The organism is Aeromonas sp. A04 (assembly GCF_047780465.1).
Taxonomy (GTDB): Bacteria; Pseudomonadota; Gammaproteobacteria; order Enterobacterales; family Aeromonadaceae; genus Aeromonas; species Aeromonas bestiarum.
In genome coordinates, this window is the sequence record NZ_JBLNHP010000003.1 from 1 (window position 1) to 20,867 (window position 20,867).

The window sequence follows — 20,867 nt, forward strand, 5'->3', positions numbered from 1 at the left end:
CCGCCAGCGTTCAATCTGAGCCATGATCAAACTCTTCAATTTAAGTTTGGTTTGCGTTGTTACCGGAGTAACTCAGCGGCTCAATGAATTGCTGAAATAAACTGTTCGACTTGTTATTGCTAACAAGTCGTTTTGGTCACTTCACCAGACATTGAAAATCAACAAAATTGTTTGATGTTCGATGCTGTGAGTGCCCACACAGATTGCTTGATTCAAATTGTTAAAGAGCGACGCAACAGTGTGTTGCTGCGGGAGTGGAATTCTACTCAACCGCCTTCTCGAGTCAAGCCTTATTTTCAAAGGCTTTTCGAGGCACCGACTGGCTTTACTGCGTTGCCGCTTGCCCTGTCGATGTGGCGCATTATAGAGAGATTGATCGCGTTGGCAAGGGTCGCAATGCAATAAAACTGCAAAAATCGGCACTTATTTAGTTATTCATAACCAACCACAGCTTTTGTACAAACTTATCCACAGAAACACCGTAAAACGGCCCGTTTGGCCTTATTGAGTTACCCGCATAGCCCGTAGAAGAACCACTCCTCGCATGGCGACCCTCCCGCTCACCTACCTATATAAGGAAGCGCTCACGCCAGGCCCGCTTCTTTCACCCATGCGGCGATCAGCTCGGAGGCTGGCAGGTCCATGCAGCCGGAGACATTCTGGCCCGCCCACAGTGGCGAGAAGCCACTCTCACCCACCTTTTCGGCTGCCGCACGCAATGGGGCCAGCGCGCTGCTGGCATGGGGGAAGTCAGGTGCCAGATCCGAGAGCGAGCCCAGCTCCCGCATCAACCGATTGACTATCCCCCTTGCCGGGCGACCACTGAACACCCTGGTCAGGGCCGTATGCTGGCCCTGGGCCGAATGAATAGCCGCGCGATGCAGGGCAGAGGTCGTCGCCTCATGACAGCAAAGGAAGACGGTTCCCATCTGCACCGCGCTGGCCCCCAACGCCAGGGCAGCCCGGATCCCCTTGCCATCGACTATGCCACCGGCGGCTATGACGGGCAGGTCCACAGCGGCCACTATCTGTGGCAGCAAGGTAAAGGTACCTTGCTGCAAGGCGAGATCCTCATCGAGGAAGTGGCCGCGATGGCCACCCGCCTCCAGCCCCTGCGCTATGATGGCATCGGCGCCGTGACGGGCCAGCCACTGCGCTTCTGCTACCGTGGTCGCACTGGCAAAGACTTTTGCCCCAGTGGCTTTCACCCGGGCCAGCAGGCTCGGCTCGGGCAGGCCGAAATGGAAGCTGACCACGGCCGGTTTGAACTCGGCCAGGATGGCGGCATGCTCGGCATTGAACGGGGCACGACCGGGCACAGTCACAGTCTCCTCGGCATGCACCCCGAACTCGGCGTAGTAAGGTGCCAGGGTCTGCCGCCAACCTGCGAGGGCGATCGGATCCGGCTCGGTTTGCCGATGGCAGAAGAAGTTGATGTTGAACGGTCCCAGACCGCAGGCGGCAAGTCGAACAAGCTCGCTTCGCAGCCCGGTCGGGCTGAGCATGGCCGCCGGCAGGGAACCCAGACAACCGGCCCCCGTGATGGCCAACGCCAGCCCGCTGTCCTGCACACCCGCCATGGGGGCCTGAATGATGGGATAACGCATCCCCAGTTCGGCGAACAGGCTCATGGCTATGTTCCCTGCTCACAGTCCGAAACGGCGTCGACTGCAACCTGGCTGCGCGCCAACGCTATGGCACCATCGATGGCGCCACGGGCCTGCGGGCTGTTCTGCCAGCAGGTTGAGCCCAGCATGCTGGCCACCAGCTGGACTATGTGGCTAGTGTCCGCCCCGGCCAGCTCGCTCAGAGTGTGTTCGAGCCGGCCGATGACGGTGGGGCCCACTCCTTTCACCTCGAGCAGCAGGCTTCGCTCTCGCGCCGAGAACTGTTTCATGTCGGTCATTGCCAGACTCCTTTCCGATGGAGGTATTTGCACATCGGGCCCGCAAGGGGCCCGATGAAGATAAGGAGGGGTCAGCGCACGCTGCGCAGCAGGAAGTCCGGCTGACCGCAGGAGCGCAGTTCACGCTTTTGCATCTCATCGGAGCAGGTGACGGCATCCGTCCCTTCCTTGTTGATGCAGATGTAGACTTCCCGCAGGAAGCGGCCCCCGTCGGCGCAGGCAACCGTGATGTTGTCTGGCGCCAGCCAGTCGTTGGCACTGGCCAGATCCGCCTTGAGCTGGAAACGGCTCTTGCGCAGGGGCTCGGCAGGCGACTGGTACGCGGCCGGGATCTTCACCTTCAGATGCAGGTCGCTGGCCAGCTGATGGAACTGCGGCTGGTCGAGGCCGGAGCAGGTACCGTGCTTCTCCCACTCATGGCGATAGAGAAAACGGCTGGGATAGAGCCCGGCAAACTGCTGCTCCATGGCAGGATCCAGCCGCTCGCGGGAGCAGCTGCTCGGGTAGCCGCGCTGGTACTGGGGCCAGAGGCCGTGCAGCACGAATCCCAGCAGGCGGGAACATTGGTCCCGATCGGCCGGCTTGACGGCGCAATGCTCCGGCGACCAGGAGAGCGCCAGGGCGTAATAGTCAAACTCGCCCGCCTCCCCCTTGGCCTGCACGGCAGAAGAGAACAAGGGGGAGAACAGCAGGGTGCCGAGCAGCGCAACAATCTTCTTCATCTTGGGTATCCAGCCTTATATCAAAAGAGTACCAGGCGGGCCACACGGCCCGTTTGGCAGAAGTCATGCTCCCATAATTTGCGCGTCGGGAACACCCCGACAAGGTGAGCGCACAACCCCAGGGGTCTGACCAGTCAGGGGTTCCCCCTCCCGGCCCACAGGCGTAAGCTGACCCACCGGCAGGCCAGTGGCCTCGCCTTTTTCCCCGTCCCGATTTCATCTTCAACAGGATGTAACATGATCCGCAAGAATCCTTCCGGCCACCTGCCGGTCATCGACGAATCAGCCTATATCGACAAGACTGCCATCATCTGTGGCAAGGTGATCATCAAGGAAAATGTGTTTGTCGGCCCCTATGCGGTGATCCGCGCCGACGAGGTGGATGCCAGTGGCGACATGGAGCCCATCATCATAGGCGCCAACTCCAACATTCAGGACGGGGTGGTGATCCACTCCAAGTCCGGCGCCGCCGTCACCATAGGCGAATACACCTCCATCGCCCACCGCAGCATAGTGCACGGGCCCTGCGAAGTGGGGAACCGGGTCTTCATCGGCTTCAACAGCGTGCTGTTCAACTGCCACATAGGTGAAGGTTCGGTGGTGCGCCACAACTCTGTGGTGGATGGCTGCGATCTGCCGCCCGGCTTCTATGTTCCCTCCACCACTCGCATCAACCAGCAGAGCGATCTAGCCGAGATCCCCAGGGTCACAGTGGATGCCACCGAGTTCTCCGAGGACGTGGCCCACACCAACATAGACCTGGTCAAGGGTTACAAGGCGCTCTCCAACGAGTTTTGAGGCCGACCTCCTCCCATGACACACAACGGGCGCCCAGGCGCCCGTTGTCACAACTGTAAAGGGGGTGAAAAGAGGGTGTAAAAGCGATTGAGCGCAGAGCCAGGCTGGCGTTTGATGGGCCATATTCACCCGGACGGAGTCATCCCATGTCATGCAAAACCCTCCTGTTGCCTCTGCTGCTCGGCAGCCTGTCTGTGCACGCCAGCGACATGCCGCCCCCCATGCCAGGCCACCTCGGCGCTCAGATACCGGCGCCACCCCCGGTTCTCTATCAGGCCAGCAAGCAGAGCAAGGATCCCCGGGCCACGGCCCAGGAGCTGTTCAAGAACATCCCCGCCGCCGAGGCCAACAAAAGTTACGAGGTGATGGTCAGCGTGCGGGAGCTGCCACCCCAGCCAATCAGGCTCCAGTCCGCCACAGCCCCGCTCAAGGGCCAATAGGATGAACAGGGATAGATCCTGGCCCTGGGCACTGGCGCTGCTCATCACCCTCCCCGCGAGCGCTGGCGGGGGTGGAGCTGGCGGCCCGCCGGGACGGGAGATGTCGCCTCCCGCGGCCCGCCATGGCCACTATGCAGGCCCCTGGTCCGCCCCCGCGCCGGGCCATCGCATCGATCTGTTGCCCGGCGGGGTGGAGACAGTCTTGCTGGCCGGGCTCACCTACTATGTGCTCGGCGACATCTATTACCAGCAGCAGGAGAGTCACTATGTGGTGGTCACGCCGCCAACCCAGGTGATCGAGGTGCAGACGGACACGAGCCTCACCCCGCTGGACCTGGATGGCCGTCGCAACTACGTCAGAGCCGGCCACTACTACCAGCGGGAGCTGGACGGGCGCTATATAGAAGTGCCGCCCCCCACCGCCCTGCGCTAAGCCTGCAAAAAATACGGGCGCCGTGGCGCCCGTATTGAAGAGTGGATAATGCTGGCCGACTAGCGAGCCCGCACGCAAGCGACCCCGTGGGCCTCTTGCGGCAGATCCGTGATGAGCTCGCCGCTGCCCGGATCGAACAGAGGCGCCTCCCCCTCGTCGTTGGGAGCATCGCTGCTCCAGAGCCGGCTGTAGAGCGGCCAGCCTTGCTCCGTCAGCAGCTTCATATCTTCACCACGCTGATGGTAGGCGGCAAATAGGGCTGCCAACTCCTGTGCCACCGGCAGGCGCCAGTCATCGTGCCCGCGGGCAATCAGCTGCTGGCAATAACTGCGGGCTCGCGCCTGGCTCATAACCACATAGTCGGCGGTGAAGGGGTTGTAATCCCCCTCCTCGTCCCGGGCTGTGCCATCGTAATCGATCGCCAGCCTGTCCGCTTCGGCGCGGGTCAGCGGGCAGACGAAGACCAGCTGGCCCACCGCCAGCTCGGGATGACGACAGCCCTGGCTGAAATCGGGCTGGGCATCCACCACCTGCACCGTCACGGCCTGCGCGTACTTGCCCGCACTTATCTGGATACGGGCCGGGCCCACGGCCAGCCCCTGGATCACCCCGTTCCCATCGACGCTCACCCGCTCTGGCTCTTCACTTTGCCATTGCAAGGGCCCGCTCACCGGGATCAGAGCCCCATCGCTCAGCCGCAGCCCTGCTTGCAGCGCTAGTGCCCGGCCCACCTCCAGCTGGGGCCTGGCCGGCGTCACCTGCAAGTCGATGGCAATGGCCGCGACCGGGGTCGCGTCATCCACCTGTGCCAGCCCCAGTTCGGCTACCGTGGCCGGTGTGCGTCTCGGCTCGGCGGAGGCACTGCGCAAGAACTCACCTATGGCCTCCAGCTCATCGTTGGAGAGGCCGAGGGCATGCAGGTGATCGGATGCCTTGGGGAAGAAGGGATCATGCTGATCCACCCCGGTCGGGAAGCCGACCCCGCTGCTCCACTTGGTCACCCCGAAGTTGTACATGGCCACGACGCCCTGCACCGAGCCACCGATGCGCTGCGCCAGAATAGGGAAGACACCGTTATGCATGTAAGGGCCCGTGAAGGCCACGTCCCGCAGGCCGGGCGTCTTGAAGCGCCCCATGTCCGCCTTTTGACGGGTCTGCAGGAAGCGGCCGCGATCCTCCAGATTGCGGCCATAGTAGGCCAGCCCCACGCTCTCTAACTGGTGCTGGCTCAGCAGAGGGCCTGAGTGGCAGTTCATGCAGCGTCCGTCGGTGCGATAGAGGTGCATCCCCCACAGCGCCTTGTCGCTGAGCGCCTGGGTATCCCCTCTGACGAAGCGTTCGAAGTCGCTGTCACGGCTGATGATGGTGCGCTCGAAGGTGGCGATGGCCTTGGCCACCCGCTCGAGTGAAATATGATCATCCCCAAAGGTCGTGGCAAAGGCCGCCGGGTAGTCCGGGCTGGCCCGCAGCCGCGCCAGAAGCTCGTCGTGATCGAGCGCCATCTCGACCGGATTCTGGATGGGATGGAGCGACTGTTCCTCCAGCGAGGCCACCCGCCCGTCCCAGAACTGGCTGCTGCTATAGGCGGCATTGAGAATGGTGGGCGCATTGCGAGTCCCCTTCTGCCCCAGATGACCAACCGACACGCTCAGGCCATCGCTCCACCCCTTTTGCGGATCGTGACAACTGGCGCAGCTGATGTCTTTCGCCTGGGAGAGCAGCTTGTCGAAGAACAGCTGCTGACCCAGCACCACCTTGGCCCGGCTATAGGGGTTGTCGGCCGGGAAGGGCACGGCCGGCAGCGGCCCCAGCTCCTGCCACTCGACCCCGTCATCCACCCTGGCCGCAGGCCACTGGGCAGAGGGGCCTGAGTATTGGGCACGCAAGGTGGACATCTCGGGTTGGCTGCTGTCACGGTCCACCAGGGGGCGCACCGGATAGGGCGCCAGCGCATACCAGAGCAGGCTCCCCTCTCCCTCATCCAGCCAGCTGCGGGTCGCCAGATGATACAGGCGAGCCTGGTCTGATCCGTCCCGCAGCCAGACTTGCTCGGGCATGGCGGTGGCAAACGTATTGGGATAGCGCCAGCTCAGCTTGTCTGCCGCGAGCAGCCGTTCAAACTCGCTTAAGGTCGGCAGGCGCCAGTCATTGCGCCCGCAACCGGTCGGCGCCTCGGCAAGCCGGAGGCGAGTGGCAAGGGGCAACCCGGCGCTGTCGCTCCCCCACAGCCAGTATTGGCTGCCCTTGACCCCGCTTGCCGTGCGCACATAGTGCAAACAGCGCCATGCCCCGCTCGTGACCAGCAGCCCATCATCATCGAGGCGCAGCAGTTCCGCCGTTTCCGGCTCGTCCGGCTGGCTGGGAATAGCCGGGTAGTGCTGCCTCTGGGCCGCCAGGATAGGCCCGCTGTTGCTGCGTCGATACCAGTTGCGTGCCCCCTTGTCATCGCGCAGGGCCAGCAGCATCTGCCAGCTGTCCGGGTAGTTGAGCTCGGCCCCCGGCTGACGCTGGGCCAGCAGCAGGGTCGCATAATCCTGGATGGCGGCCTGTTGCTGCAGCCGTATCTCCTCCAGCCTTCCCCACTCAGCCTGACTCAGGCTGCCATCACCACTCTGGTCGGCCAGCAGGAAGAGGGCGGTTGCCTCTTCATCCAGTCGCAGCGCGGGCACACCTGCGCGACGGACAAGGCCGGCACCGGCGGCCAGATCCGCGACTCGCACCGAACTGGCCCGCAAGATATAACTGCCATCACTGCCCACCAGCTCCAGCGGCTGATCCAGCAACAGGCCGGGAGGCAGCGTCATGGCAAGGGGGGACGCCTGATCCAGTTCGCGGGTTACCTCGATGCCGGTGGCAAGCTGGCGCAGCGCCAGAGTCGCCCCCGCCCCCAGCCGCTCATCCAGATCCACATTCAGGGTCAACTCGGTGCGGGTATGGGTCGGCGCGAGCTTAATCGGTGGCTCAGTGGGTGGCACGACTATGGGGGGCTCAACCAGAGGCGGTGTCACGACCGGCGGTGGGGTGACGGGAGTCTGGCTCTGGTTGTCATTGCAGGCGGCCAGGATCAGTAAACTGACCAGTAAGAGGCTGGTTTTCATCGCTCGGGTGTGTGTGGTCTGACAAGTGCGCGATTATCCAACCAAATGCCAATCATTATCAATTGTGTTCATCTAATATGCAGCTTGATAACAAGCGGGTCTGGCCGGGCCTCGCGAGCCAGACAGCAAAGAGGCCGGCCCCTTGCGGACGCCAGCCTCCTTTTCTCTTCACGCCCTGCCCTGGGCAGCCTCAGGAGCGCATCATGAGCACTTCTTCAGGCTGATATGCCAGTTGGCACCGGACTGCACCTGATGTTTGGCGGCGAAGCTGTCCATGTTCAGCGCCACCGAGACCTGCAGCAGGCTGTTGAGGTAGACCAGCGGCTGGCCTTCCGGCACGTCACCAAAGCTGCTGACGTAGGGGGCCTTGCCCTCGTACTTGAGCACGTCCCCTTCGCTGATCTTGAGGCAGGCCTGATCCCCCTTGTTGACGCCCGCCTTGGTGAGCAGTGTCTCGTCTATGTTGGTCCAGACGTTGCCGTACTGCACATCCAGGATCGGGATTGTGCCCTTGACGGTGCCGTCCTGCTCGGCCACTGCCGGCTGGTAAGGGATCTTCACCACCTCGGCCGGCAGCAGCGGGCCCACCTGCTCATAGCTGATGGCTCCGGAGGCCAACCGGGCGCCGGTGTAGGCGTAAACGTCGCGGCCGTGGAAGGTGTAGGACTTCTCGGAGCCCTTGAGGCGATTGCGCTTCTCGTCGATCTGGCGCACCGCCTCGATGCCGAAGTGCTCGGCCACCAGGGTCAGGGTGCCGTTGTCCGGCGAGACTATGTAGTGACCGCTTCTGGTCTTGAGCACCACTGAGTGGCGCGCCGTGCCCACGCCCGGATCCACCACGCTGACGAAGACTGTGCCCTTGGGCCAGTAGTTGATGGTCTGATAGAGGCGGTAGGAGGCTTCCCAGATGTTGTAGGCCGGGATCTCGTGGGTCAGATCATAGAGCGGCAGGGTACGGTCCACCCCGAAGGCGACCCCCTTCATGGCCGAGACGGCGCCATCCTTGAGACCAAAATCGGTCTGGATCACCAGGGCCTCGTTGGCACAGGCGAGGCTGCTGGTCAGCAGGAGGGCGAGCGCGAGAGCGCGGGGAGCGGTGCGAATATCCATATCAGAACTCCTGAAGTGTAGAGATGAAAATAGCCATTTAGACATCCAGAATGCCATCAATAACCAAGTTTGCAAGCCGTATCACCCGGATGGGGGAGCTGAAAGCCCTCGCCAGCAAGCATGGGCGGGTGTATGGATAGATCTGGTCATCAACACGGCAAGGAGATCCCATGACAAGCAGTCACCCCGCCATCATGCTGAAGCTGGGGGAGCAGACCAGCAAGGTGCAGATCACCCAGGCAGACGGCATCACCATCACCTACAAGCTGGCATTTGGTCTCGAGGCCATGACACCGGCCCCGTTTCGCCAGGATCCGCCGAGCGCACTCGAACTGGAGCGAGCCATCATGGTGGTGGAAGATGTGCTGATGCCGCTCGCGGCCCGCATTCCGGCCCACGAGCTGGTGACGCTGCACAGCCCGCTCCCGCTGGCTGGCGAGCTCGGCAGCCATGAGCTGAGCCGGGAGAGCATAGAGCAGCTGTTCGGCCAGTTTGCCGCCATGGTGGAAGGGGATCCGCTGGCGGCGGCCCAGCTGCCCAAGGGGCGACGCTTTGCCGCCGTGCTGCTGATCCTGCGGGAATGGATGCACCATCTGGATGCCAAACGCGTGTTGCTGGCGGATTGATGGGCGAGCCTATCAAGTCGCAGCCCGCTCGAAGCGACTGCGCCATACCCCCCAGGCCAGCCCAAGGCTGATCAGCACGCTGCCGACGGCGAGCAGATCCACCGCCGCCCGCAGGCCGACACTGTCACTCACCCAGCCCAGCAGCACAGGCACCCAGTTCGCCACATAGGCGATCACGTAGAAGAGCGATACCAGCCGGGCGTGGCTGGCGCCGGGGGAGATGCGGTTGACCAGGGTCGCACTGCCGACAAACACGGCGCCCTGGGCATAACCGGCCACCAGCAGCCCAAGCCCCGCCAGCCAGAGCGACTGGACGTGTACGGCGCCGGTAAACAGCAGCACGCAGAGTGCCAGCGCCAGGCAACCGCTCTGCAGGGTATGGCGGGCATCGAGGCGGCGAGCCCAGAGCTGGCACAGGCCGGAGAGCACCATATAAGCCGCGATCAGATAGCCGAACAGGCCGAGATCCCGCAGCCCCAGCAACTGGCTCACCACCTTGGGGCCGATGGCCAGCAGGCTGGCCGCCACCGCCCAGGCGGTAAACAGGGCCGCCGCGCAAAGAAAGAATGCAACGCCAGTGGCCTTGAGCCCCTCCCCCAGGGATCCCTTGCCCTGCCCGTGCGCCGCGGCCAGCGCCCCTTGCGCGCTGGCGGGCCAGCTCAGCACAACACCTGTCATGGCGCAGGCCGCCAGCCCCATGATGAGCAGGAAGGGCAGCTGAGTCGGATAGAAGTCCAGCTGCAACGCCAGCCCGCTGAATACCGGGCCGAGCGCCAGTCCGGCGGTGAAGGAGAGGGTCGCACTGAGGGCCGCCCGCTTGCCGCCATCGCGGGGGCCGAAACGCAGCAACGCCACATTGGCGGCGCCGGTCAGGGCACCCGTGCCAATCCCGGCCAGCACCCGTGCCAGCAATAACGACCAGAACGAATCGGCCAGGGAAAAGAGCAGGGCGCCCCCCGCGACCGCCAGCAACGCCGGCAATATCATGGCGCGCAAGTCCGCCACCCGCCCCGCCAGATTGCCCACCCCGAACAGGGAGATGAGCACCCCGGCCGCGTAGCCGCCATAGATCAGGGTGAGGCTGACATCGCTCAGCGCCAGTGCCTGCTGGTAGTGGGGATAGAGGGGGGTGGGCACGCTGCTGTTGAGCAACGCCGACATCAGCGCCAGCGGCAGAAACAGCAGGATGGCGCGATGAGAGGTAGCCGCCGCAGAGGGGGCGGCACAGAGGGATGATGACATGCACAACTCCGATGAACGCGAGGCCGAGCCCCGCTGACGAGAGTCGGCCATGATAGCGCCCGACCATCCCTCCCGACAGCAGCACAAATGCATCAACCTGCTTCAATAATGCATGCCGATGACATCTATTTGCATGCCAACAAGGCCACGCTCGCCTTGTGATCCCGCCTGCGCTGGCTTCTAATGGGCTCGCCCCGAGGGGGCACTTTGAGTGGGAGGCTCGATGATCAACTGGGATGACGCACGTTTTTTTCTCGCATTGGCAAGACAGGGCACACTGCGTGGCGCGGCCGGGGTGCTGGGGGTCGATCAGGCCACCGTCGGGCGACGCATCACGGCACTGGAACAGAATCTGGGCTCCAAGCTCTTTATCCGTACCCCCAAACTCTATGATCTGAGCCCCCTAGGCGAAACCATGCTGGCGGATGCCAGCGCCATGGAACAGGCCATCAAGGCCATAGAGCGCAAGGCGAGCGCCGGGGATCAGAGCCTGTGCGGCGAGGTGCGCATCGCCACCACGGACACCCTGGCCCAGGCCTTCGTGCTGCCCGCCCTCACCCTGCTGCGCGAGCGCCACCCAGGTATCCGCCTCAGCCTGCAGACGGCGGTCAGCGTCAGCGACATCGCCTACCGGGAGGCCGATCTCGCCATCCGGGGGCTGCGTCCCGACAACGACGAGCTGGTGATCAAGCGGCTCACCACCATAGAGATGGGGCTCTACGCCTCTCGCGACTATCTGGCTCGCCACGGCACGCCCAAGAGCGGCCACGGCCTGAGTCAGCACGCCCTGCTGCTGTTTGCCAAGGAGCTGGTCTCCCGCCACTGGCACAGCCTGTGCGGGGAGCCGCTGCACGAACCGAACGTGGTGCTGCAGTGCAATGCCCAGCTGCTGTTGCTGGCGGCGGCCCGCCAGGGGCTGGGAATAGCCCTGCTTTCCACCTTTCTGGCAGACAAAGAAACTGAGCTGGTGCGCGTGCTGCCCGCCCTCAGCGATCCGGTCGACATCTGGCTGGTGCTCCACCCCGACCTGCAGAAAGCCAGCCGGGTACGCGCCGTGGTGGATGCACTGGAAGAGGTGTTTCACTGCCGCTGACCGCCACAGGGCGCTGCTCGCCATGGCGCAGCTCCCGAGCCCGACCAGCAGGGCGAAGCGCGGGATAGAGGCCCACTCCCCTCACCCGCCTTCTGCCCATGCCCCCGCTTCTGTTACCATGCCGGCCACTACGATTGTTTCTGTCGTGGCCCTGACCGCGATAACCCCACACTGGTGCCTCTATGTCCATTGCCTCCTTTGCCGAACTGGCCCTCTCCCCCCGTCTGCAGCAGACCCTAACCGAACTCGGCTATGCCGCACCGACCCCGGTGCAGGCCAGCGCCATCCCGGTCATTCTGACGGGGCGCGATCTGATGGCGGGCGCCCAGACCGGCACCGGCAAGACCGCCGCCTTCGTGCTGCCGCTGCTGGAGCTGTTGCTGCAAAACCCGACGAACGATGCCTCCCGCCCCATCCGCGCCCTGGTACTGGTGCCGACCCGCGAGCTGGCGGTGCAGGTGCATGAGAGCGTCACGCGCTACGCCAAGGGCACCGACCTCACCAGCGCCCTGGTCTACGGCGGGGTCAGCATAGCCGCGCAGGTGGAGGCACTTAAAGCCGGGGTGGATCTGCTGATCGCCACCCCGGGCCGGCTGCTCGACCATCTGCGCCAGGGGGCGCTGAGCCTTGAGCGCCTCAGCCATCTGGTGTTTGACGAGGCGGACCGCATGCTCGACATGGGCTTTATGGACGAGATCAAGGCGCTGCTCAAACAGATACCGGCGGATCGCCAGACCCTGCTCTTCTCCGCCACCTGCGACGACAACCTGTTTGCCTTGAGCCGCGTGCTGCTGCGCGACCCGGAGCTGATCGAGGTGGCACCGCGCAACACCACGGCGGCCGAGGTGGAGCAGCGGGTCTATGCGGTGGATGGCGAGCGCAAGCTGGCGTTGCTGGAGCACCTGATCAAGGTGAAGGGCTGGGCGCCTGTGCTTATCTTCAGCCGCACCCGCCAGGGCGCCGACAAGCTGGCCCAGCAGCTCGGCAAGGCGGGCATCAATGCGCTGGCCTTCCACGGCGATCTGTCGCAAGGGGCGCGGGAGAAGGTGCTGCTGGAGTTTCGTGCCGGCACCTTGCAGGCGCTGGTCGCCACCGACGTGGCCGCCCGCGGCCTCGATATCAGCGATCTCAACTACGTGATCAACCTCGAGTTCCCCTTTGTCGCAGAGGATTACGTCCACCGCATCGGTCGCACCGGCCGCGCCGGCAACAAGGGGCTGGCCATCACCTTGTTCAGCCCGGAAGATGCGCCTCTGCTGGAAAAGGTGGAAGCCGTGCTCGACACCCGCTTGCCCCAGCAGTGGTTCCCGGGCTTTGAGCCCGACCTCACCCGCTTCGAACCCGAGCCACGCCGCAACAGCAAGGCGGCCCAGAAGCAGCGAGCCAGAAAGCAGGCCCTCGGCGGTGGCAACAAGAGCGGCAAGGGCAAGCGTTAAGCCGCCTCAACGCCGCCCACAAAAAACGCCCGCATGGGCGTTTTTTGTTATCCGATACAGGCCAGCGCCATCCTTGGCGACTGACCAGCTAGCGGGCCGTCAGCACCAGTGGCAGGGATTTCAGGATCCTGTGCTCCGCCAGGGTGGAGAGGATAAACATCACCATATAGCCCAACCCCAGCGCCACGATAATGGCCACCACGTTGCTGGTGAACTCGGCCACCAGATAGTAAGCCGCCACCAGCGCCACTATGCCGACCAGGCGGATCAGCAGGCTCTGGGTGAAGTGGCCGTGGGCCTTGATATAGGCGAGCTGGTAGCCGTTGAGCATCATGAAGATGAAGAAGATGGAGAAGTGGAACAGCACGGGCACGGCCCCCACATAGTCGACGGGGAACAGCAGCAACACCAGCGGCTTGCCCGCCAGCAGCATCAGCACAAAGAACACCAGACTGACGATGGCGGAGAAGCGGAAGATCCAGCGGCGGATCATCCTGATCTGGCGGTGATCGCCGTTGCGCAGATTGACTGCCAGCTCGGGCAGCACGAAGCGGTAGATGGGGAACACAAACAGCAGCGTCATATAGGTGAAGATGGGGCGCACCACCACCTGGAAATCCCCCAGCTCGTCGATGCTGAAGTGGCGTATGGTGAGCAGTACCGTGATGTAGATCATCAGTATGCTGGCCCCCGCCTCAAGCGAAGCGGTAAAGCTCTTCTTCACATAGCTGCGCATCTCGGGGCCGAGCTCGACTTTGGCCAGCGGCCGGGTGGCGATGGCCCTGCGCCGATAGAGATACATATAACCGGCAATGACCAGCGAAGAGGAGGTCAGCCCGTAGAAGAGCGACGAGAGCGCATCCATCCCCAGCCCGAAGTAGCAGGCCATAAACAGCAGGGCATTGGCGAGCGGCTCCAGCCAGGTGACCCTGTTGGAGATATCGTACATGCGGTACATGGCCACCAGATTGGTGAAATAGACCTTGAGCCCCAGCCCGAAGATGACCCCCACCAGTTGCAGATACTCCACCCGGATATGGAGCCCGTGCTTGATATAGGGGATCACAATCCCCCAGGTGAGCAGCACCATGCCTGCCAGGAAGTAGCGGAAGATATTGATGATGTCCCGATCGTTCTTGGTCTGGGAGTAGCTCACCACCATGGAGGAGCGAAAGCCGGTCATCAGGATGAGGGAGAGGGAGATCAAATCCACCACGCTGTTGAACAGCGCCAGATCCCCCTTGGCCACCCACTGCGCCAGCCACACCTTGAAGGCGAAGCCGATGATGATGCTGGCAAGCGACGCCCACATGCCGGTGATAAAGGCCTGCTTCAGCCGCTCGAGGGATTTATATTGCATATCAATTGCTTGTTAATGGCTGGCCAGAGAGGCATCCATCTTATGAAAGCGCACCCGGCTTGAACAGCCTTAATGCCGGGGGCCGGCTGCCGATCGGCAAGACTCGGAGATCCGCCACAGAAAATCCGGTGCGCTGAAAACAAGAAAACGCCCGTTCGGGCGTTTTCTCTGGCCAGCACCTTTCAAGGGGGCGGCGCCTCTTGTTATCCCTGCAGCCTGGCTATCTATGCCTGCGGGGCTGCCTTGATCAGCGCCTCGTAGTGATCGATAAGCTCTGGGCCGTGCAGCGGCGAGTCATGGCCGCCAACCACAACCTTGATCGGCAGCTTCATCGCCTTGAGCCGCGCCAGCGTCTGCGGATACGCCTTCACATCGGCAAAGCTCAGGTTGCCCAGCTTCTCCTTGAGGATGCAGTTGCCATAGAGCACCTGCTCGTCGGGGAAGTAGACGAAGATGCCGTCCGGGGTGTGGGCCGGGCCCGCATAGAAGGCGCGCAGCTTGCCCTCTTGCAGGGTGAAGTCGCCGTCGTGCACTTCGTTCGGCAGCACCAGCGGCAAGTCCGGGTACTCAGGCAGCCCCTTGCGGGTAAAGGCAACGATCTCGGCCCAGTCGCTCTTCATCAGATCCCGGGTCTGGCGGGTCGATACCACCCTGGCGCCGATGGACTTCCAGTAGGCATTACCACCCGCCCTGTCGGTATGGTAGTTGGTGTTGATCACCTCCAGCACAGGCTTGCTGCTGACTCTTTTTATCAGCTTGTGCAGCTCGCGGGCGGTATCCGGCGTCCAGGTCGCCCCCACTACCGTCACCCCCTTGGCCCCGAAATAGACCATGGAGTTTTCCTGTACATAGTAGTTATCTTCAACCACATACACGGGGCCACTCACCTGAGTAAGCGATATCGCCGCCGCATGCACGCTGCCGCCCCAGAAGCTCGCCATCAGCACCAGGGCCCCGGCCAGCCCGCACTTTATCCAACCTTTCATCATCTTGCTCCCTCGATACGTCCAGCCCCTCGCCACCCCTGTGGCAAGCCGGGCCTTTTACGCAGTGGGCAGAAGATACGGGGGATTTGTGAGGGGAAAATGAGGTTGTGTGAAGTCTGGGTGAAGTAACGTAAGGAATAGGATAGGTTCCACTAGCTTTCTAGTAAGGAGAAATCAGAGCCTACACATAGGGTAACATTGAGAACCATTGTGAAACCTTGGTTTCATACAGACCCCAACCGAGTTATACTCGACAATAAATAAACTTTTAAATTTAACGGGCATAGATGCATGAATTTTGAAGACCTGATAGCCAAAAGACGCTGGATGCATAATATAAGAAGGGAAAAACTAAAACACGAATGGCGACCAAGAAAAAAAACCAAGCAAAAGGTAAATTTTGATTTAATTCATGTACATAATGAATTTTGTTTGTATAAAGCTGAGAATGCTGATGAAGTAGCACATGAGAGTGTGGAAAAAACAATTGGCATCATAAATGACATTCGAAATTCTATTAATAAAAATATATTAATTAGCTTCATTGATACAAGCAGACTCACTGTTGCGGCTACAGTATTATTATTTGCAGCGATTGATGAGGCCGTATCAAATGGCTGCAAATTCGCTATAAAGTATTCACATAAAAATTTTAAAGTTAACTCGTTAATAAAAAAGGCTGGTATACAAAGAAATAGACTGCAGGCGGTAATCTCATCTGACTTTACATCTCAAAAACCTTTATCAATAATACAGGGGTGTGGAGCTCTATTCCGTGAAGAAATAATTGACCATATAAAGTCATTTATTTATGAGGAAAATATGACCGCTACAGAAGAGCATATCTATGGAGATGCAGTACATGAAACCATAAATAATGTATTGTTACATGCATATCCAGAAATTCAAACGCGAGATGACAAAAAGTGGTGGATGCTCTGCGATGTTGTTCAGAAAGAACTATATCTTGCCATATTTGATCAAGGTGTTGGTATACCGAACACTGTAATGTCTAATAATTGGTTTAAACCTAGTTTACAAAAGCTTTACCCTAAGCAGTATAAAGAAATTGAAACAACCCTTGGCTTGCATGGGCTATCTAAAATAGCACACAGAATCGGCTTTTCAGATATCAGTGATGAACAGTTAATTAAAATTTCTATGATTGGTGATTTAAGTGGAACTCATAAAGACAAGCATGGCCAAGGAAGTAAAAGCATTAAAGCACTTGTAGAAGAGCATGATAATGGGAAGCTATGGATTTTTAGCAACAAAGGTCTTTATACTTTAAGTGGAAAAGATAAAATGGAACATGTACACTCATTGCCAATGAGCATAGGTGGCACAATTGTGCAATGGAATATCAAACTATGAAAAACATCAAAATAATCAATATAATTAATGACTTCAGCAAAAAGCCTTATGGGCGATATGAGTCTGATGGTGGAGATGATTGTGGCTTTTTATTTAGAAAAAAGAAGCTAGTTCCATATCTCAAAGAATATTCTAAGGTGCATGTCATCCTTACTGGTTATAATAGATATGGGCGCTCATTCATTGATGAAGCATTCGGGGGGCTAATTAGAGAAGATGGCTTTACTCTTGAGTATTTAAAAAATCATCTCACATATGAGCATGCCGATGTTAAAAGCATCGAGTCTCTGATAACAGAAAGATTAAACGCAGCAGCAGAGGATACCCGTGGAAAGTAATATTGAAGAATACTTCAAGATTGTGATTACACCTATCCCATGGATTATTGCTTTTTTTATAAGCTATATAACATTTAGAAAAAATGATATATCTAGACAAAAAGATAAGATATTATCACTTATCGAAAAATTATTCGATGATTTAGCCTCAATAATTGACAAAGAAGACTATTCTGAGGACGAACTAGATAATCTTATATCATACAAAGCATCAGTTATTGAAATACAAATAAAAAGTATAGAGTCTCGTTCAAAAAAGAAAATAATAAACCCAGACTTATATTCAACCATACGTTCAATGCCAATAGACTTGCTAAGTAAAAGACTTGCAGCTGAAAAAAACTCGTCTACAGAACGTGACCTCACAACAATAAATTCAGTGAAGCTTAACAACAAAAACGCTCTATTTGATCTTTCTTTGAAAATAATATCAGAAATAGAGATGAATTATAACTCATGGTTCTTCAGTAAATGGTTTTTCACCTCAAAACCAGAGTTGACAACCAAAAAACCATCAGCCAGAGATAAAATAGCACTAATTTTTTTTATCGGTATTATTATTGGTTGGTTTCTCCGTGAGTTACATATACCAAGTGGCACACAAAAATGTGCAGAGGTTAAGGGTGCAAACTCAACCAACACAACTAAAAACATACATAATCTTTCATTGAAATAAGTATGATTATTACTAATAGCGTTAAATAAAATCCAGATCACTTTCCTGCAGATTTTTTGGTGCAGCCCTAGAGGATGGAAATAAAAACCACCCATCATATGCGGGTGGTTTTTATTTGTTATCACCGAGTTACCTGGCTATTTAACTCACAACACCAATCACCCCAACGGCGGCGTGCGCGGCGGCACCATACGCTTGCTGCCGGTAGACTCGAAAGCCGAGGCGACGCGCAGCAGCTTGTTGTCGTCATAGGCGCGGCCGGCGAAGGTCAGGCCCACCGGCATACCGATATCGGCCATCACCCCCATGGGGACGGTAACGGTCGGCACGCCGAGATGGCGAATGGCGAGGTTGCCGTTGGCCACCCAGATGCCGTTGCTCCAGGCGATATCGGCGGAGGCCGGATTCACGTCCGCGTCAGCCGGGCCGACGTCGGCAACGGTGGGGAACAGCACGGCGTCGAGCTTGAGCTCGTCCATCCAGTCCTCGAGATCCAGCTTGCGGGTCTTTTCAAGGCCGCGCAGGCCGTCCGGCACAGAGGCTATCTCGTCAAAGCGCTTGAGGCCGCGCTTGGCCATCTTGACGTACTCGTCCATGCCCGCCGCCAGATCGCCCTCGCGGTTCGGCAATGTGCCCGGATCGTGGGGGAAGATCTTCGGCCCATCGACATCTTCAAGTTTGTTCAACTTGGGATCGCCGTTGGCGCGCAGGAAGTCGTCGAAGGCCCAGCCGGATAGCTCCCACAGCTCGTCGTTGAGGAACTCGGGGGTGACTATGCCGCGGTTGAACACGGTCGGCGCGCCGGGTCTGTCCCCTTCGCAGTTCGAGACCAGTGGGAAGTCCACTTCGACAACGATCGCGCCAGCGGCTTCCAGCGCCTGACGGGCCTGTTCCCACAGGGCGATCACAGATTCGCGGGTATGGATACGCTGACCGGTCGGGCCGCCGATACCGGGGTTTTCGCTGGTGCCGGCCAGTTCATCCTTGTTGATAAACATGCGCGGCACGCCGAGGCGCTTGCCCTTGAGGGCATCGGGCTTGGCAGCCAGCTCAAGATAGGAGGCCGGGCGCACCTCGGAGGCCTTGGGGATCTTGACCCAGGGCTGCAGGCGCCAGAGATCGCCACGGGTCTCGCTATCGTCAGCCACCACCACATCCAGCACTTCCAGCAGATCGCTCATGGTGCGGGCGTAGGGCACCACAACATCCATGGTCGGGGTCAGCGGCCAGTTGCCGCGCACCGAGATGACGCCACGGGACGGTGTGTAGGCGCACAGGCCGTTGTTGGAGGCCGGGCCACGGCCGCTCGACCAGGTCTCTTCCGCCAGACCGAAGGCGGAGAAGCTGGCGGCGGTGCCGGTACCGGCACCGTTGGAGGAGCCAGAGGCAAACGGCGCTGTCAGGTAGTCGGCGTTGTAGGGGCTCTCGGCACGGCCGTAGACGCCGCGCTGCATGCCGCCATTGGCCATGGGCGGCATATTGGTCTTGCCAAGGCAGATGGCACCGGCGGCGCGCAGCCGCTCAACGGTAAAGGCATCGCGCTGGGCGACCAGATCCTTGAAGGCCGGGCTGCCGGAGGCGGCAGTCAGCCCCTTGACCAGATAGCTGTCTTTGGCGGTGTAGGGGATGCCGTCAAGCGGGCTCAGGGGCTCGCCACGGGCGCGGCGGGCATCTGAGGCTTGCGCTTCTTTCAGTGCATCGGGGTTGGCGACCACCAGGGCGTTCAGCTTGGTGGCAGTCTCGGGGCCGTTGTAGGCTTTGATCCGGGCCAGATAGGCCTTGACCAGTTCGACCGCTGTGGTGCGGCCTGCTTCGAGCGCACCGCGCAGCTCGGCAATGGAAACCTCTGTCACTTCGATCATGGGGATCTCCTGTAAAAGGGTGACTGTTTGTGATGATGATCGCCGCATCAGCGCCTGCGACCATCATGTCATCAAGAGATAAAACCCCACTGCGTGGGGTTTTGAATACCAACTGGAACCGGTTCTTACTTGCCGGAGGGGATCTGCTGGGTGATACAGTGGATATTGCCACCGCCCAGCAGGATCTCGCGGGCCGGTACGCCGACCACTGTGTGATCCGGGAAGATCTCTTCCAGAATGCGCTGGGCTTCGCCATCGGTGGCGGCATCCAGCAGAGGGTAGACGATGCGATCGTTGGTGATGAGGAAGTTCACGTAGGAGCCGGCCAGACGACCTTCGGCCTCGCGCGGCACACCGGTACCGCTCTCGACACCGGCGGACTCTTCCTCGGTGCAGAACAGCGGGCCCGGCTGGGGCAGCTTCCACACTTTCAGCTGGCGACCCTTGGCGTCCACCGCAGCTTCCAGCACCTTGAGGGCGGCCAGGGAGCGGGCGTACTGGGGATCGTTTTGATCGTCGGTCCAGTGCAGGGCAACTTCGCCCGGGCGCACGAAGCAGCAGATGTTGTCGATATGGCCGTCGGTCTCGTCCATATAGACGCCCTCGCCCAGCCAGATAAAGCTCTTCACGCCCAGATAGTCACGCAGATAAGCTTCGATCTGCTCCTTGCTCAGGTGCGGGTTGCGGTTTTCGTTGAGCAGGCACTCGGCTGTGGTCATGCAGGTGCCTTCGCCATCGACGTGGATGGAGCCCCCTTCCAGAATGAGCGGCGCATCGTAACGATCCATGCCGTGCTGGGCCAGCATCTGGGCCGCCACTTTTTCATCCTGATCCCAGGGGTAGTAGAGACCGCCCTTGTGGCCGCCCCAGGCATTGAAGCCCCAGTCCACCCCACGGCACTCGCCGGCTGCGTTGGTGACCACGGTCGGGCCTGTGTCGCGGGCCCAGCAGTCATCGCTGGCCATTTCTACCAGGGTAACGTGGGCGGGCATGATGGCGCGGGCCTGCTCCATAAACTCGGCTGGCACCCCCATAAAGACAGGAGTGGCCTTGCCTATGGCATCAGCTACCTTGGCGAAGGTCGCTTGGGCGAAGCGACCGGCTTCACGCCAGTTGTCCGGACGGAACGGCCAGATCATCCAGACGGCCTGCTGATGCGCCCACTCGGCGGGCATGGTGAAGCCGTCGGCGACTGGGGTGGAGTTGATCGTCTTGATGCTCATCGCAATATCCTTGCGGGCCTGTGATGGCGATGCACGCCTCACGGGGCCGGTAATGGGGGAAACGGGCGGGCCCCGCCCCGGCAGCGTGCCGGACGGGCGCCCCCTGGAAAAAATAAGCGTGGTCCGCAGTGTAAGAAGTTGCGC

Annotated in this window: 19 protein-coding genes; 9 read left to right on the forward strand and 10 right to left on the reverse strand. The window is 59.9% G+C overall.

What is annotated here, in order from left to right; all coding sequences use genetic code 11:
• Positions 1 to 584: 584 nt before the first annotated feature.
• The 3 genes from ACM3N8_RS11250 to ACM3N8_RS11260 form a co-directional block, all read right to left on the reverse strand.
• Positions 585 to 1,631, reverse strand: coding sequence for an NAD(P)H-dependent flavin oxidoreductase (locus tag ACM3N8_RS11250; protein ID WP_416016128.1), 1,047 nt, complete (start codon positions 1,629 to 1,631; stop codon positions 585 to 587).
• Between the two features lie 2 nt (positions 1,632 to 1,633).
• Positions 1,634 to 1,906, reverse strand: a complete 273-nt coding sequence (locus ACM3N8_RS11255; protein ID WP_416016129.1) for a helix-hairpin-helix domain-containing protein — start codon at positions 1,904 to 1,906, stop codon at positions 1,634 to 1,636.
• A gap of 71 nt (positions 1,907 to 1,977) precedes the next feature.
• The gene (locus tag ACM3N8_RS11260; RefSeq protein ID WP_290019101.1) at positions 1,978 to 2,628 is read right to left on the reverse strand and encodes a ribonuclease T2 family protein; all 651 of its coding nucleotides are present in this window, start codon (positions 2,626 to 2,628) and stop codon (positions 1,978 to 1,980) included.
• Positions 2,629 to 2,865: 237 nt separating this feature from the next.
• Here ACM3N8_RS11260 and ACM3N8_RS11265 point away from each other — a divergent pair, with 237 nt between their 5' ends.
• The 3 genes from ACM3N8_RS11265 to ACM3N8_RS11275 all read left to right on the forward strand — a co-directional run bounded on the left by ACM3N8_RS11265 (position 2,866) and on the right by ACM3N8_RS11275 (position 4,299).
• Positions 2,866 to 3,426, forward strand: coding sequence for a carbonate dehydratase (locus ACM3N8_RS11265; RefSeq protein WP_042869323.1), 561 nt, complete (start codon positions 2,866 to 2,868; stop codon positions 3,424 to 3,426).
• Positions 3,427 to 3,572: 146 nt separating this feature from the next.
• Positions 3,573 to 3,866, forward strand: a complete 294-nt coding sequence (locus tag ACM3N8_RS11270; protein WP_290019100.1) for a hypothetical protein — start codon at positions 3,573 to 3,575, stop codon at positions 3,864 to 3,866.
• A gap of 100 nt (positions 3,867 to 3,966) precedes the next feature.
• A complete protein-coding gene (locus ACM3N8_RS11275) occupies positions 3,967 to 4,299 on the forward strand; it encodes a DUF6515 family protein (protein ID WP_290019099.1) in 333 nt (110 codons plus the stop codon).
• A 59-nt stretch (positions 4,300 to 4,358) separates the two neighbouring features.
• Here the strand turns inward: ACM3N8_RS11275 and ACM3N8_RS11280 are convergent, their stop codons facing one another.
• Positions 4,359 to 7,397 carry a cytochrome c peroxidase gene (locus ACM3N8_RS11280; protein WP_290019098.1) on the reverse strand — a complete coding sequence of 1,013 codons (3,039 nt, stop codon included), beginning with the start codon at positions 7,395 to 7,397 and terminating at the stop codon, positions 4,359 to 4,361.
• Positions 7,398 to 7,598: 201 nt separating this feature from the next.
• Positions 7,599 to 8,507 carry an SAM hydrolase/SAM-dependent halogenase family protein gene (locus ACM3N8_RS11285; protein ID WP_290019097.1) on the reverse strand — a complete coding sequence of 303 codons (909 nt, stop codon included), beginning with the start codon at positions 8,505 to 8,507 and terminating at the stop codon, positions 7,599 to 7,601.
• Positions 8,508 to 8,677: 170 nt separating this feature from the next.
• Between ACM3N8_RS11285 and ACM3N8_RS11290 the strand changes: the two genes are divergently transcribed.
• A complete protein-coding gene (locus ACM3N8_RS11290; RefSeq protein WP_290019096.1) occupies positions 8,678 to 9,133 on the forward strand; it encodes a hypothetical protein in 456 nt (151 codons plus the stop codon).
• A 12-nt stretch (positions 9,134 to 9,145) separates the two neighbouring features.
• Here ACM3N8_RS11290 and ACM3N8_RS11295 read toward each other — a convergent pair whose 3' ends face one another.
• Complete coding sequence (locus ACM3N8_RS11295) at positions 9,146 to 10,375, reverse strand: MFS transporter (protein ID WP_290019095.1); 1,230 nt, start codon at positions 10,373 to 10,375, stop codon at positions 9,146 to 9,148.
• Between the two features lie 223 nt (positions 10,376 to 10,598).
• On the opposite strand from ACM3N8_RS11295, the gene ACM3N8_RS11300 reads away from it, so the two are divergent.
• Both ACM3N8_RS11300 and ACM3N8_RS11305 read left to right on the forward strand, forming a co-directional pair.
• Positions 10,599 to 11,468, forward strand: coding sequence for a LysR family transcriptional regulator (locus tag ACM3N8_RS11300; protein WP_043135524.1), 870 nt, complete (start codon positions 10,599 to 10,601; stop codon positions 11,466 to 11,468).
• Between the two features lie 182 nt (positions 11,469 to 11,650).
• Complete coding sequence (locus ACM3N8_RS11305; protein WP_416016130.1) at positions 11,651 to 12,904, forward strand: DEAD/DEAH box helicase; 1,254 nt, start codon at positions 11,651 to 11,653, stop codon at positions 12,902 to 12,904.
• An 88-nt stretch (positions 12,905 to 12,992) separates the two neighbouring features.
• Here the strand turns inward: ACM3N8_RS11305 and ACM3N8_RS11310 are convergent, their stop codons facing one another.
• Both ACM3N8_RS11310 and ACM3N8_RS11315 read right to left on the reverse strand, forming a co-directional pair.
• Positions 12,993 to 14,264 (reverse strand): hypothetical protein, encoded by a 1,272-nt coding sequence (locus ACM3N8_RS11310; protein ID WP_416016131.1) that lies wholly within the window; start codon positions 14,262 to 14,264, stop codon positions 12,993 to 12,995.
• Positions 14,265 to 14,488: 224 nt separating this feature from the next.
• A complete protein-coding gene (locus tag ACM3N8_RS11315; RefSeq protein WP_416016132.1) occupies positions 14,489 to 15,250 on the reverse strand; it encodes a CphA family subclass B2 metallo-beta-lactamase in 762 nt (253 codons plus the stop codon).
• Positions 15,251 to 15,541: 291 nt separating this feature from the next.
• On the opposite strand from ACM3N8_RS11315, the gene ACM3N8_RS11320 reads away from it, so the two are divergent.
• From ACM3N8_RS11320 to ACM3N8_RS11330, 3 genes are read left to right on the forward strand one after another with little or no spacing between them, the layout of a single operon-like run.
• The gene (locus ACM3N8_RS11320; RefSeq protein ID WP_416016133.1) at positions 15,542 to 16,624 is read left to right on the forward strand and encodes a hypothetical protein; all 1,083 of its coding nucleotides are present in this window, start codon (positions 15,542 to 15,544) and stop codon (positions 16,622 to 16,624) included.
• The gene (locus ACM3N8_RS11325) at positions 16,621 to 16,962 is read left to right on the forward strand and encodes an STAS-like domain-containing protein (protein ID WP_416016134.1); all 342 of its coding nucleotides are present in this window, start codon (positions 16,621 to 16,623) and stop codon (positions 16,960 to 16,962) included. Before ACM3N8_RS11320 ends, ACM3N8_RS11325 begins: the two co-directional genes overlap by 4 nt.
• Positions 16,952 to 17,638: a hypothetical protein gene (locus ACM3N8_RS11330; RefSeq protein ID WP_416016135.1), complete on the forward strand. Its 687-nt coding sequence runs from the start codon at positions 16,952 to 16,954 to the stop codon at positions 17,636 to 17,638. The genes ACM3N8_RS11325 and ACM3N8_RS11330 overlap by 11 nt, the downstream gene beginning before the upstream one ends.
• A gap of 158 nt (positions 17,639 to 17,796) precedes the next feature.
• Here the strand turns inward: ACM3N8_RS11330 and ACM3N8_RS11335 are convergent, their stop codons facing one another.
• Together ACM3N8_RS11335 and aguA are read right to left on the reverse strand one after the other, a co-directional pair.
• Complete coding sequence (locus ACM3N8_RS11335; RefSeq protein ID WP_416016136.1) at positions 17,797 to 19,500, reverse strand: amidase; 1,704 nt, start codon at positions 19,498 to 19,500, stop codon at positions 17,797 to 17,799.
• 125 nt (positions 19,501 to 19,625) lie between these two features.
• Positions 19,626 to 20,723 carry an agmatine deiminase gene (gene aguA / locus ACM3N8_RS11340; RefSeq protein WP_416016137.1) on the reverse strand — a complete coding sequence of 366 codons (1,098 nt, stop codon included), beginning with the start codon at positions 20,721 to 20,723 and terminating at the stop codon, positions 19,626 to 19,628.
• Between the last annotated feature and the right edge of the window lie 144 nt (positions 20,724 to 20,867).